A 13,498-nucleotide genomic window follows, 5' to 3' on the forward strand; every position below is an offset into this window, starting at 1 on the left:
ATTCACGGTATATTCAAACATAGCACCTAGCATGCGAGGGCTTGCGCCGGCCTCCCGCCGCTAATGTCCGCCTAAGCAGGCGGCACTCGGATAGGCGCGCAGCTTCGTCGCATTTTACGGGAGGATATGATCCGGGTACCCCGCCGGGCGTTATTCGCTCGTAGCCGGGTACCGGTTGCTTCCACGACTTGCTGCCACGCAAGATGGCGTGTTCGAGCCGGTGATTGCAGCCGTTCTCGCTTCGCGGTCCACGATTGCATAGAGGCTTTTGCCAGCGTTTGATCTTGCATACGCACTAAAGTCAACGGTGCGTGATGCTGTGCCGGAGCCTCAGCACCGCTTGCCGTAAGTACATCCTGTTCCTCCAGGTTCTCCTCTTGAACCTGCACCTCCTCTTGTTCAATCCGGTTGCGGCAAGCCTTCTCTCTCGATACCCTCTTCCCGTTCACGCTTACTCTCCACTTCATCATTAGCTCACCGTCCTTGGGCGCTCGAAGCGCGGAATACCGGTCCACCGGAACGTCGCCCATTCCGGCTGATGCTTGTCCACCCGTGCAACTACGACCGTCATATCGTCGATAATATCGCCTTCGTGATGGCGTACAACTCTGTCGAGCAGCATGTCCGCGATTTCTTGCGGCTCCGTTGAACTAATCTCTTGAATGATCCGCTTCATCCACATCTCCTTATTCACCGCATGTCCCGGAGCATCATAAATGCCGTCGGTCATCATAATAAGCGTGTCGCCAGGCTGGAGCTGCATCGTGATGAGATCCACATCGATATCCTGCAAGATGCCGATCGGAAGATTGTTCGCCGTTACCGGTATCACCTCGTTGCCTCGTTTAATAAAGCTCGGCGTCGAGCCGATTTTCAGAAAAGTCGTTTTCGCGGTGTACATATCGATTAACGCGACATCGACCGTCGCGAATACTTCGTCAGGCGAGCGCAGCAGCAGCACCGAATTAACGGATTTGATCGCCAGCCGCTCGTCCATTCCGGACTGAAGCAGCTGTTGTAAAATGGTCAACGCCGTGCTGCTTTCCAGCCGCGCCCGCTCGCCGTTGCCCATGCCGTCACTAATCGCGACAGCGAATTTGCCGTTCCCAAGCTCAATCGTACTGAAGCTGTCTCCCGACAGCAGATCGCCGCCCTTGGCGAGCCCCGCCACCCCTGTCTCTACCTCGAACTCCTTAGCCGAGCCGAACGTCACAAGCGCAGGCTCTCCCGGCTTCTCCGGATAACGCTCCGACTTCACCGCGATATGCTCGCCAAGAATGTCGGTCAGAAGCGGCGCAATAATTTTACGGCATTCATCGTACCCCCTCGCGAATGTGTGATAAACCTCAACCTCAACGTTTCCCTCCTCCAAATTGATGATGTCGATACCGTTGATCGATAAGCCGAGACCCTCGAGCGCCTCGCGGATTTGCTCTTCCTGCAGATGCAGCGTTTGCCCTTCTCTCTTTATCTCCTTCGCCAGATCTTCCATCACTTGCGAGACGCCTGACAGTTGATCGGCGACCAGTTGGCGGGATTCGATGATTTGTTTCTTCCAATGCCGGTCGTTCTTATACAACTCATACTGCTGATGCATCACTCCGATGACTTGCTGCGGCTTTACGCAGTGTGTCGTCCACTCCCTTGGCATATCTTTATTCGCAAGCTTCTTGCCTTCCTCAACGGACGTCATCATATCCGTCATCAGCTTGTAGGTTTGATAGAACTTTCCTTCCCAGCACATCCCGCGGCGGTGGCAGGATTGGCAGCTTTTCTCCGCAACGGCGTTCATGAAATGGTTGAATTCTTCTTCCTGCTTCACTGCCTCCACAGCGCCGTTCAATTGGCCAAAGCTCTTCGACAGCTGGCGGAACACCTCCGAGAACTGCTCAACGCGCTCGGCTGTCACCTGACGCACCCGGCGGGCATATTCATGCTGCGACTTCACATGTTCCTGCGTCCCAGGCACATACCTAGAGATCATACGCGTCATGATGCGCGGCGTCAGCAGGAACAGTATCGCGGCTGCGACCGATTCGTAAGTGGACGCCATAACGTCCGTTTGATTCCCAATATAGACCGACAGAATGGATGTGCCGAGCAGCATGCCGAACGATACGGCCATTTTGCCGCCGTCGCGCATCAGTCCGGCCAGCAAGCCTGCGAATGCGAGCAAGCTCATCTGCACAATCGCGTTAAAATCGGCGAGACTTAGAATGAGTCCGGCCACGACTCCGACCGAAGCGCCTAGCGGTGCACCGCCTGCGAAAGCGAACAACAACAACATGTAACGAGACATAACATGCTCCGCCGATAAGCCGTAGATGCTCCATCCGACCGCTCCAGTCATGATCGAGGCCATCAGAATCATCAAGCAAATGATTTCTTCGTTGCGCAATCCGCTCGACTTCTTCGTCATCGTTAAGACCGGTATGGCTTGAACAAACACGAGTGTCAGCACGAATGACAACGACGCTTCGACGACGATCATCATCAAGTCATACCAGCCAAGCAAATTATCGATGACCGCACCGAATAGCTGCACAAGCAAGGTAGAGACGAATACAAGCAGCGGCGCGTAAGATAACTCTGCCTTCTCGTAAGCCTCTAGTCCTTTGACTAATAAGAAGACGACGGCAAGCTCCATCGCGATCCATGCTGGCGACGGTACGGGGGAGAAGAAGCTTCCGGCGATAAGCGCCACGCCTGCCCAGAAGCTGGCGTCTCTTCTCAAGAAATACAATACAGCGAAATAGGCAGCGGCAAACGGCATGAGCGATTCAAGAATGACAGCTCGTCCAAGCAGAAATCCGACGGCGACTAGAAGGATCGTCCACTTCTTAGCGGCAACCAACTGGAACAGCTTGCGGCCGGCAGCCCAATCCCGGCCCTTGCGAACCGCTCGCTGCACCGCCGCTGTTCCTGCTTGCTGTACGTCTGGAAACATGACCAGCTTGCTCCTCTCTCTCACGAAACACACCACCATTTCCGGGTTTATTGTGAGTCTCATTATAGAGGCCTGTCCGTATAAAAGTTTGTCACAAACCGTTCATGCAACTGTTTTTTTTCCGACAAAACGTTCTTCGCGCCGCACGCTTGTCGGCAACCGCGTTTGTGCAGGCCCCGACTGGGTTTGAACGCTCTTCGATGAAACGCTTTCAGGAATCGGCTTGCCGAAGACGACACCATCCGTGTGGCGAATAAGGGTCCCCTGTTGTCGGGATTACCGGACTTTCAGGGGAAAGTTTTTGGAATACGACTCAATAACGCAAAAAAAGCAGAACCCGTAGGTTCTGCTTTGCATCCGCACATATGCTGTTTATACCCGTTTGGCACCGCGACCGCCGCGTTTGCCCTCGGTGTTTTTCTTGAGGGAAGAAATGCGTTCCTCGCTGTCTTTCAGGAAGCGCGACATTTTGTCTTCAAATGACGGTTTTCCATACGGCGCTTTACCAGAGGATGATTTGAACGGGCGTCCGCCGCGGTCTTGTCCACCGCCGCCGCCGCCCCGGTTGAATCCGCCTGGACGCGGCTCGCGCGCTTGCGGTACCGGTTGTCCTTCTGGCCGGTCGATGGCTTGCTTGATGGATAAGCCGATCTTGCCGTCTTTGTCGACATTAATGACTTTCACCTTTACAACATCATCCAGCTTCAGGTGATCCTTGACGTCCTTAACGTAGTTGTCGGCTATCTCGGAGATATGAACGAGACCCGTCACGCCTCCAGACAAATCGACGAATGCTCCGAAATGCGTGATGCCTGTCACTTTACCCTCTAACTTTGCGCCCACTTCAATTGCCATAAAAGAAAACGTTCCTCCCTAAGGAATTATACATGATGGTCTTTAGAGAAAGACCTTACTAAAGTGATTATAGCTTAACGAAGAAAGCAAGGTCAACAGACGAAAAACCCGATTTTATAAGGTCTAGCGTCTATTCTGTGACCTCAATCACTTTCTCGCCCTCACGAATCATGCCTTGCTTGTTCGCGAGTTGACCGATATATTCAGGGTCGCGAAGGCGCTCAATTTCCTGTTTTACGCTGGAAATCTGCTGCTCGGTGGCTGCCTTCTTCTCTTTCGCTTCCGCCAGCCGGCCCGACTCGATATTCAACCGGTGCTCTTGGTTAATTAGCGCGTACAATGCCCAACATGAGAAGATTACAATACCGGCAAAATAGAACCGCATACGCCGCTTCGAGCCGGATGCCGCTGGTTGTCCAGATTGCCGTCTTTCATTCGCCATGAACACTGTACCACCTTTCACTTCGATGTACGGCCGAATGTCTGCTTCCACCACTGAACGGCCCGCTGAGTGATTCGTGCCGTCTTCTCTTTCAGCTTCCACCCTGCAATAACGGGTTGCACTCGCTTAATTAGCGGCCGCAGCAGCGGCCCTAACATCCAGCGGCCAAGAAGCCAGAAAGGACGGATCAATTGTACCACAATTTTGAAAGAGAATATAGTAAGTGCCACCAAAAACCCGAACAGCACCTTGCCCAGCTTGTACAACGCCTTAAGCGGCCGCCAGATGAACAAGTCGAACAAGCGGATAACCAGGCCGATTAAATAGCGGATCGCCTCGATGATCCATCGGACGATAGCGATAACCGCCCGGCTGAGCATTAGGAAATAAATAATGACCCCGATAGCCAGTCCCAGAAATACGTATGCCCGCACCTCGCCATTGTTGCCGGCAGACAACACCTGGAACACGATGACCGTCGCTGCCGCCCAGTAGAGCAAATCGAACAAGGGGAGCGTCCACTTGGCGAAGCGCAGCTCGTGCGAGACGACGCGATAACCGTCGAAGACGACACCCATGCCGATGCCGGACAGCAGCATTAAGCCCATCGTAAGCCACTGTTCACTGAGCGTTAAGTTCACTTGAACAGCTTCCCGAACAGCCCTTTGGACTTTGTCTGCGAGCTGCCATCCAAGTAGGCGAGTGAATGGATCAGCCCTTCGATTGCAACCTGCCCTTGCTCCAGGCTAAGATGCTTCATATGCAGATTCTGCCCCCGGACGGTCAGGAATCCGAGATCGGTCTCCAGCAGAAATTCCTCGCTGTCGAAGCTGTCGACGTTCAACACACCCGTCAATTCGAGCAGCTTGCGGTTCATCATCTTCATTTCCTGCCGCTTCTGACCTTTGTTTGGTTCCAACATGGACGCGTCCCCTCCTTCGAGACTAGCCTATGAAGGAGGGGACGCATTTAGAACGCCTATGAACGCGGCGGGAACTCGCCGTTATAGCAAATAATAAAGCTGCATGCCAGGTACGGCTGCATATTGTTATGGGCTACCGATCCGCCTGTCGGCTGAATCGCTTGCGGATGCATGGCTACGTTAGGCGTATCCGCATACAACGAAGTGCCGGTCCTGCCCAATCCGCCCCAGCTTGCTCCGCTTGGATCGACTGAATTACCGCTGCCTCCGCCCTGCGGAACATGGACGTGAGCGGGAATCTCACTCTGATTCAGCGTTACCGACGGACTGCCGTCCTCAGCACCCTGATTTCTAGGGGTCAATCCAGGACCTTGTCCGTAATGCATCGGTGCACGGCCTGTTAGATTAGGCAGCGCGAAGGTCGTTTTGCCATCTCCGCCATACATCACTCCTAGTATGGAGAACAAAGTGGTAAAGCGCTGAATCGGCAACAAGGACCCGTCGCAAAAGAGCCAGCCGTTAGGCGGGTAATTGCCCGCGAACATTCTGATTTCGCCAATAAATGCATCTGCCATGATGAATGCCCCCTAATCTATTGTCTCGAAGGATAAATGCCTTGAAGCGCAATACAAAAATTGATTGTCAAATAAGGCTGCATATTGCTGTGAGGCTGACTGCCTCCAGCCGTGCCGATTGCCGCGCCCGACATTACCTTGTCCAGCGTACCAGTCGAGAACACACTCGATTTGTCCGCCGGCACCGACCACGTCTTACCTGCCGGCACTTTGGCGGTACCGTCACCGTTACTGGCCATCACGCTGTGGTTGTGGGCCGGCATTTCGTTGATGGTTAGCGTGTGATTTTCTTCCCCGCCAACCGTTCCTACCGGCATACTGCTCCCGGCATGAACCGGCACCCGGCCTTGATAATTCGGCAGTGCGAAGGTCGTTCTGCCATCGCCGCCATACTGCGTGCCTAATAACGAGAATAAGGCCTGATTCTGCTGTATGCTCAATATTTGTCCGCTGCAAACCGCCCAGCCTCTAGGCACAATGCCAAAGCCGAACATTCGAATTTCTCCCAAGAACGGTTCCATTAATGATGTACCTCCCAATTATGTAATAATTCCCGGTTTTCGACTGCCCTAATGATTAACCTTGCGAAGGGAAAATACCATTCAGCGCGATAATAAAGCCGACTGGCAAATACGGCATCATGTTATCGTGCGGCTGGCTGCCGCCGGTTACGGATACGGATGCGGGATTCATCGCCTTGTTGTCACCGGCGAGCTCAACGTACTCCTGCGTCTCACTGGTTCCCCACACCGCTCCCGTCGGATCATTAGATGTGACAAGCGATGACGCCATCGGCGTATGCGAGTGGACAGGCATCTGGTTAGACATCAACGTCACGGATTCGGTGCCTGCTTGTTGGCCGAGCGCATAGTTCGTACCCGTTGTACTACTGCGCCCTTGACCGATCGGCACTCTACCCCTTAAATCCGGCAATGCGAACGTTGTTTGTCCGTCACCGCCATACGTCGTACCGAGCAGCGTATACAGCACTTCATTCTCACTGATCGACAGAATCGACCCGTCGCACAGATGCCAACCTAGTGGAGCATAGCTGCCTGCGAACATTCGAATTTCTCCTACATACGGTTCCACTTTGTAACCTCTCCTCTGTTGTCAAATTAGTAACCGGTTTCTTGCCACTCCATTCTACTCACCACTTCATTCGCCTCAAGAATACGAAAACCCAGCTTCTCGTATAGTCTTGAAGCACGACTGCCGGCATTCGCCGTCAGCCGCAGCGGCTTACGAGCCTCTTGCACGTATCGCTGCAAGCCGCGTACCAACGCTGTTCCTAGCCCTTGTCCTTGATATTGCGGCAGAAGGGCGACATCGACCAGTGTTACCGCTTCCAAATCGTCCGCCACGTGCAGCTTCCCTACGGTCGCACCTTGGATCAAAACTGTAAACAGCTTCGATTCCGGATAATGCATCGCGTAGGAGCGCTGCTGCATGTCATACTGCATGGCAATGAACGAAACCGCGGCGGTTTCGTCCCATCCCCACTGTGCCATCTCTTCTCTGCGGACCGCTTCATACACGGCCAGCATAAAAGGATCTTCTGGTTGTGTGAGCGACAGCTGAATGCCGCCGCCGGAGCGTTCTTCGCCCACCCCGGCAGCGGCGACCGCTGTCAGCAGCCGCTCGATCTCGAATTCCCGCATGAAATGCAATCAACCTTCTTTTGAAAAATAGTTTGGCTCTCGCTGTTATAGCTAGCGCAGCGTGATGCTATCGGAGAACGGAGCACTTTCATTGCCTGCAGCATCCTTGACTTTGACCAATACGGTCTTCGCGCCCTTGCCGCTTGGCAGTTTAACCGAAAGTGTCGGAATAAACCGCGTCCACGCACTCCACGTCACTCCGTTATCGATCGAATAGCTGATCTGCGATATGCCTGACGCCGATGAGCCTGCATCGCTTGCCGTCACGACGACGACTACATCAGCGCCGGTCGTATACGGTGCACCGGCGTTGATCACGGCGCTGCCAGTCGGCGCCGTCGTATCGAGGCGGATCGAGGCGCTTCCTTCCCCGGTATTGCCTGCCGCATCCTTAATCTGGACGTAGACCGTTTTTAATCCGTCTCCAGCAGCCAACGTCCACACCGTACTCGGCGAGAAGTTCAGCCAACCGCTCCATGTCGTCCCGTCATTCGAGAACCGCACTAAGCTAGCCGTACCGTCAGACGTAATGGCGAGTGCGGCCGACAACGCATTCGCGTAGGTTGCCCCGCCGTTAATGACGACTGTGACAGCCGGCGCTGTCCGGTCGATCTCGAATGTCACCGTTGTCTGATTCCCTGCAAGATCCGTGACCGTCAGCGTATGAACGCCTTCGGCCGTTACTGTGCTGCCGCTAGTGAAAGACGCGCTGTCCAGTATGCCTTGGCCTTCAAGGAAGGTGATCGTCTGATCTGTATTGTACAGACCGCCGTTCGTCACACCGTCGACTACAGGAGCAGCCGTATCGAGCGTAATCGTGTCGCTGAATTGGGCTGAATTGCCAAGTGCGTCCTTCAGTTCAACATAAACCGTCTTAAGCCCGTCACCAGACGTCAGCGCCCAGCCGCTCTTCGCCGTCGCGAATGCTTCCCATTCGCTCCATGCCGCGCCATCGTTCGAGAAGCGCATCTGTACGGCTGATCCGTCCGGGTTCGCGATCTGCAATTGCGCCGCCGATTGATTCGTATAATCGGCTCCGCCGGCGATCGTTACCGCACCGCCCGGGGCAGCCGTGTCGAGCTCAATGCTGTCGCTTGCCTGCGATACGTTGCCTGTGGCATCCTTCAGCTCGACATACACCGTCTTCGTACCGTCGCCGCCGCTGACCGTCCACCCGGTCTTCGCTGCCGCATACGTCTCCCATTCGCTCCATGTCGTGCCATCGTTCGAGAAACGCATCTGTACGGCCGATCCGTCAGGGTTCGATACGGTGAGATTGACCGATGTACTGTTCGCAGCACCAGCGCCGCCGTTAATCGCGAGAGAACCGTCCGGCGCCGTCTTGTCGATCGTGAATGTAACCGTCGTGACATTGCCTGCTTCATCGGTAACCGTCAGCGTATGCGCGCCTTCCGCTGTTATCACGTCACCGCTATCGATTGATGAGCCATCAAGTACGCCTTCGCCATCGAACGTAACCGTCACATCACGGTTCGTCCGCTCGCCGTTCACAACGCCTGTAACGGCCGGCGGCTCCGTATCGAGTACGATGCCGTCAGAGAACGAGGCAGTGTTCCCCGCTGCATCCTTCAATTGCGCATTCACCGTCTTCGGCCCGTCGCCCGAGGAAAGCGTCCAGCTCTTCACCGCTGCATAAGGCTCCCATCCGCTCCATGCGCCAGACTCATTCTGGAACTGCATCGATACTGCAGAGGAGTCTGGATTCGCAAGCTGCAGTTGTACCGCAGCATGATTGACGGCCGCCTTGCCGCCTTCAATCGTCAAGCTGCCGTCCGGCGGCGTCGTATCAACATCAATCGTATCGCTTATTGCCGATACGTTGCCCGCTACGTCGCGCAATTGCACATACACCGTCTTGACTCCGCCTCCTGCCGAAAGCGTCCATGGCTTCACAGAGGCGAAAGCTTCCCACGCGCTCCACGCCGTTGCGTCGTTGGAGATACGCATTTGGACTGCAGTCAGGTCGGATGCTGTCAAATTCAGCGTCACATCGCTCGACAGAGCGACCGCATCCCCATTATTTATCTTCAGAGTGCCCGCAGGAGCAGCCGTATCCAGCGTAATCGTGCTGCTGCCCGTAAAGGTCAGCGCGCCGTCCGTCAGCCGGTAATAGACCGTCTTCAGCCCGTCTCCGGCTGAAAGCGTATGCGACTTCGACGTCGCGAACGGTTCCGGGGCGCTCCATACCGAATTATCGTTGGAGAAGCTCATCGTCAGCGGATTGCCGTCCGGATCCGATCCTGTTAGCGTAAGCGCTGCCGACGAATTGTTCGTGTACAGGCTGCCTCCGTTAATCACGATTGAACCCGTCGGAGCCTCATTCACATTCGTTACGCTAATCGTGAAGTCCTGGGTTCGCGTCAGCCCTGCGGAATCGGCTACCTGCGCCTTAATGGCGTAACTATTCTTCGCCTCGTAGTCGAAGACCGCATTCGTCTTCAGTTGGTTGCCGGAAACCTGGAATAACGCATTGTCCGTGCCTCCTGCCGCAAGGCTGTACGTCAGCGTTCCGCCCTCTGCATCCGTACCGTTCAAAGTTCCTACTGCTGTGCCTGCCGGACTGTTCTCCGGAACGCTGGCATTCGATAAGGTTAACGAAGTAGGAGCGGTATTCAGCGTGTACTCGACATACAGGTCCGCAGCGAAGCTCGCACCATGCTCCTCTGCGTAAACATAAGCCAAATCGTCAATCTCCCTATCGGTATTGATCCCGGCATTCTTAAGCTCTTGCTCGGTAGGTCCCTCGAAGATGACCGTCATGAGCGAAGCGCTCGGGTTATTGCTCAAGTAATCCTTCACGCCATTCGTGACAGGAAGTCTGATGACGCCGGCTTTAACGTCTTGGTCGACTCCCGCTGCATTGCGGCCGACGAACGAGCCCATCAGGCTGTATGAGCCTGGAGCAGGAACCGACCGGTCGGCCGGCGCCCAACTGGTCTCATTCGACGAGTACACTCTGAACGCCATCGCCGGCAAACCGCCCGTCCGGCTGACGGAATGAACATTCAGTACCAGCTCCGCTTTCTGAATAACGGCGCCTGCCGGAATCTGGGCCGCATCGACCGGGAACTTCATATACATTCTGGAGTCCCCGTACTTGACGCCGCCATACCATTGGTATCCAACGATATGCCTGCCTGAATCTTCAACACCTCCAGGCCATGGGTCTACTGCGTCCACCGATTTGTCCACCAACAGATCGATCGTTTTTGTCTGCACGGCTCCCGCCGCCTGCGTCTTCGGTACTACAAGCAGCGGCTGCAAGACGGCGGCCACCATGACCGCGAGCAGCAATTTCGCAAGATGATGAAGCTTCATGAATACCCTCCTTATTAAGCTAAGAATAAAGGTATGCAACAACATCTAGGTGAAAGGCCATGACTGGAAGTTTAAACAATTTAACTAGTAAAATATGGCTATATCAATGCTAGCATACGCCGCTCGCTTTTACTATATTCCTTCTATTAATTGTATCGGTTTTTTATCAATCTTCGCCTAGACGCAATAAAAAAACCGCCCGCAAGCCGGTGATATCACACCGGACCTGCAGAGCGGTCTTTCGTTACGGCCAATCCTGAGCTTCAGGCTGGCGCGTCTCTTCTTTCACTAAAGTATAGAGCTCTCCGGCTTCATCTTTGCGGGTCGATTCGGCCAGCCGCTCGACGCGGACTGTCACCAGCTTCGTCCCGTATTGGATCGTCAGCTCGTCTCCAAGCTTCACCGTGCTGCTGGGCTTGGCCTCTCGGCCGTTCAGCCAGACGCGCCCCTGCTCGGATACGTCCTTCGCGACGGTGCGCCTCTTGATCAGCCTCGATACTTTGAGAAACTTATCTAAACGCATGTATTACTTGATTGCATCCTTCAGTTTGTTGCCGGCTTTGAATGCAGGGACTTTGGACTCTGCGATCTCGATCGGATTGCCCGTTTGCGGGTTGCGGCCCGTACGGCCGGAACGAGTGCGAGTTTCGAATGTGCCGAAGCCGATCAGTTGTACTTTGTCGCCGCTAGCGAGCGCATCCGTCACTTCGCCGAGGAAGCCATTAAGTACAGCTTCTACGTCGCGCTTCGTCAAACCGCTTTTCGTTGCAATGTTGTTGATCAAATCCGTCTTGTTCATTCGTAATTGCCTCCTATAGATCATCGGTTAGAATCATAGAAATGGTCCCGGAAGTCGATGCGTCTCGGGAAGTATCGCCGTTAGGCTCACTAGTATTTCTTCCTGATGCTAAATAAATCCTGCTAAATGTTTAAAAAAATTTGCGAATTATGAAGAATGGCGCCGCATATTAGCGAACAAAGGCGAAATTAGCGCTATTCTTTCGACTTTGCTTCCTCCCAAAACCGGTCCATTTCTATTAAATCAGTCTGGTCAAAAGTTTTGCCTTCTATACGGAGCCGCTCCTCGATATAAGCGAATCTTCGCATAAATTTTGCGTTTGTACGAGCAAGCGCCTCTTCCGGATCGGCGTCGACGAATCTTGCCGCATTGACGACCGCGAACAGCAGGTCTCCCAGCTCGCCGATCTTCTCATCGGCACTGCCTAACGCTGCGGCTTCGCGAAGCTCGCCGAGCTCCTCTTGGATTTTGGCCAATACCGGATCCAGATCGTCCCAATCGAAGCCTGCCTTCGCCGCTTTCTTCTGCAGCTTGTACGCCTTCATGAGCGCTGGCAGATCGCGCGGAATGCCGTCGAGCAGCGACTTGCGCTGTTCGGCTGTGCCGTTGCGTTTCTTCTCCTCGGCCTTCATCTGCTCCCAGTTGCCGAGCGCTTCCTCAGCGTTGTCCGCCCCGCGGTCACCGAACACATGCGGATGGCGGAAAATAAGCTTCTCGTTCAACGTCTGAATAACGTCGTACACGCTGAACGATCCGACTTCCTCCTCCATCTGGCTGTGCAGCATCACCTGCAGGATCACGTCGCCGAACTCTTCCCGCATGTTGTCCGGGTCGTCGTTGTCGATCGCTTCGAGCGCTTCGTACAGTTCCTCAATGAAGTTCTTGCGAATCGATTGGTGCGTCTGCTCCCGGTCCCAAGGACAGCCTTCCGGACTCCGCAAGATCGAGACAATCTCATGCAGCCGGTCAAACGAACGGTTCTGCAGCGCTTCGTCCTCCGAACGCGGAATCCAGACCAGCGACAGATTACCGTAGCCTTCAATCCGGTCCAACTCGTACAGCGGCACGCGCTCGATCCGCTCTTCGCCCTGCACGCCAAGCGCATGGCCAACGATAACCGGATGATCGTCCGGGTAGCGCTCCATGAGCGTCAGCTTCAGATCGGAGGCCGTGAATACGTCATACACTTGCCCAATGACGGTATGAAGCAGCGGCTGCAGCAGCGACGGCTTCAGATCCGTCGCATCGAGCAGCTGGAAGCCCTCGATCGGATCGAAGCCGAGACGGACGAACGCTTGATCCAGGAAGCTCTCGCCCCCCATGATACGAAGCTCGACGCCCGCCTCTCCGCACCGCTCACGCAGCAGCTGAACCGCCCGTTCCGCCACCATCGGATGGCCTGGAACGGCGTAGACAATGCCTGCGGCGGAGCTTGCCGAACCGGAAGGAGCAGAAGCTGCGCCAGCTTCATCCGGCCCGTCTTCCAGCGCCAGCCGGATCAATTCCGAAGCGATCGCTTCGTATACTTCAGGAAAATTATCGTACTGCTCGTATAGACGGTCGAACGACTCGCAGCCGATCCCGTTGTCACGCAGCAGGCTCATCATCGGGTGATTCTCGGTTCGCACGTATAGGCGCGATGCATTCTGCAAAGTGCGCCAGACGCCGAGCGTCAGTTGATCCGCATCGCCGGACCCAAGCCCGACGACGGTCAATGTGGATTTCGTCGCCATCGATCGTTCCTCCTCATCGTGCCGGCGCCGCTATTCGCGCGGCGGCCGATCGCTTACGCGGATGCGGCTTGCCTCACCGGATAAGCCGCATCCGCCTCAGCCGGGCGGCCAGCTTGCCGCCGCCCGGCAGCGCGCGCCATTCGCGCGCGTCTATGCCGCCGCTGCGCAGCAGCGCGGCGGCGAATACCGCGGCGCCGACGGCTACGCCCGTCAGCGCCTGCGCCG

14 protein-coding genes are annotated in these 13,498 nt (G+C 55.2%); all 14 read right to left on the reverse strand.

Annotation, left to right across the window (positions count from 1 at the left end; translation table 11 throughout):
- Positions 1–71 precede the first annotated feature (71 nt).
- The 14 genes from PKO01S_RS24745 to yabN all read right to left on the reverse strand — a co-directional run bounded on the left by PKO01S_RS24745 (position 72) and on the right by yabN (position 13,273).
- Positions 72–470, reverse strand: coding sequence for a hypothetical protein (locus PKO01S_RS24745; RefSeq protein WP_127534125.1), 399 nt, complete (start codon positions 468–470; stop codon positions 72–74).
- Positions 470–2,947 (reverse strand): stage II sporulation protein E, encoded by a 2,478-nt coding sequence (spoIIE, locus tag PKO01S_RS24750; RefSeq protein WP_127534126.1) that lies wholly within the window; start codon positions 2,945–2,947, stop codon positions 470–472. The genes PKO01S_RS24745 and spoIIE overlap by 1 nt, the downstream gene beginning before the upstream one ends.
- A gap of 372 nt (positions 2,948–3,319) precedes the next feature.
- Positions 3,320–3,802, reverse strand: coding sequence for a S1 domain-containing RNA-binding protein (locus PKO01S_RS24755; protein ID WP_127534127.1), 483 nt, complete (start codon positions 3,800–3,802; stop codon positions 3,320–3,322).
- Positions 3,803–3,932: 130 nt separating this feature from the next.
- Positions 3,933–4,244 carry an FtsB family cell division protein gene (locus PKO01S_RS24760; RefSeq protein ID WP_127534128.1) on the reverse strand — a complete coding sequence of 104 codons (312 nt, stop codon included), beginning with the start codon at positions 4,242–4,244 and terminating at the stop codon, positions 3,933–3,935.
- Between the two features lie 17 nt (positions 4,245–4,261).
- Complete coding sequence (gene yabQ / locus PKO01S_RS24765) at positions 4,262–4,885, reverse strand: spore cortex biosynthesis protein YabQ (RefSeq protein ID WP_127534129.1); 624 nt, start codon at positions 4,883–4,885, stop codon at positions 4,262–4,264.
- The gene (gene yabP, locus PKO01S_RS24770) at positions 4,882–5,166 is read right to left on the reverse strand and encodes a sporulation protein YabP (protein ID WP_127534130.1); all 285 of its coding nucleotides are present in this window, start codon (positions 5,164–5,166) and stop codon (positions 4,882–4,884) included. Before yabP ends, yabQ begins: the two co-directional genes overlap by 4 nt.
- 56 nt (positions 5,167–5,222) lie before the next feature.
- The gene (locus PKO01S_RS24775) at positions 5,223–5,741 is read right to left on the reverse strand and encodes a phage tail protein (protein WP_127534131.1); all 519 of its coding nucleotides are present in this window, start codon (positions 5,739–5,741) and stop codon (positions 5,223–5,225) included.
- 17 nt (positions 5,742–5,758) lie between these two features.
- Positions 5,759–6,262: a phage tail protein gene (locus PKO01S_RS24780; protein WP_127534132.1), complete on the reverse strand. Its 504-nt coding sequence runs from the start codon at positions 6,260–6,262 to the stop codon at positions 5,759–5,761.
- Positions 6,263–6,317: 55 nt separating this feature from the next.
- The gene (locus PKO01S_RS24785; protein WP_246070727.1) at positions 6,318–6,833 is read right to left on the reverse strand and encodes a phage tail protein; all 516 of its coding nucleotides are present in this window, start codon (positions 6,831–6,833) and stop codon (positions 6,318–6,320) included.
- Between the two features lie 26 nt (positions 6,834–6,859).
- Entirely contained in the window at positions 6,860–7,402 is a 543-nt protein-coding gene (locus tag PKO01S_RS24790) for a GNAT family N-acetyltransferase (protein WP_127534133.1), read from the reverse strand.
- A 51-nt stretch (positions 7,403–7,453) separates the two neighbouring features.
- Positions 7,454–10,741 carry a cadherin repeat domain-containing protein gene (locus tag PKO01S_RS24795; RefSeq protein WP_164779751.1) on the reverse strand — a complete coding sequence of 1,096 codons (3,288 nt, stop codon included), beginning with the start codon at positions 10,739–10,741 and terminating at the stop codon, positions 7,454–7,456.
- Positions 10,742–10,985: 244 nt separating this feature from the next.
- Positions 10,986–11,264 carry an RNA-binding S4 domain-containing protein gene (locus tag PKO01S_RS24800; protein ID WP_127534135.1) on the reverse strand — a complete coding sequence of 93 codons (279 nt, stop codon included), beginning with the start codon at positions 11,262–11,264 and terminating at the stop codon, positions 10,986–10,988.
- A 3-nt stretch (positions 11,265–11,267) separates the two neighbouring features.
- Positions 11,268–11,540, reverse strand: a complete 273-nt coding sequence (locus tag PKO01S_RS24805; protein WP_127534136.1) for an HU family DNA-binding protein — start codon at positions 11,538–11,540, stop codon at positions 11,268–11,270.
- 194 nt (positions 11,541–11,734) lie between these two features.
- Entirely contained in the window at positions 11,735–13,273 is a 1,539-nt protein-coding gene (yabN, locus tag PKO01S_RS24810; protein ID WP_127534137.1) for a bifunctional methyltransferase/pyrophosphohydrolase YabN, read from the reverse strand.
- Positions 13,274–13,498 lie beyond the last annotated feature (225 nt).

Source organism: Paenibacillus kobensis NBRC 15729 (assembly GCF_004000825.1).
Taxonomy (GTDB): Bacteria; Bacillota; Bacilli; order Paenibacillales; family Paenibacillaceae; genus Paenibacillus_T; species Paenibacillus_T kobensis.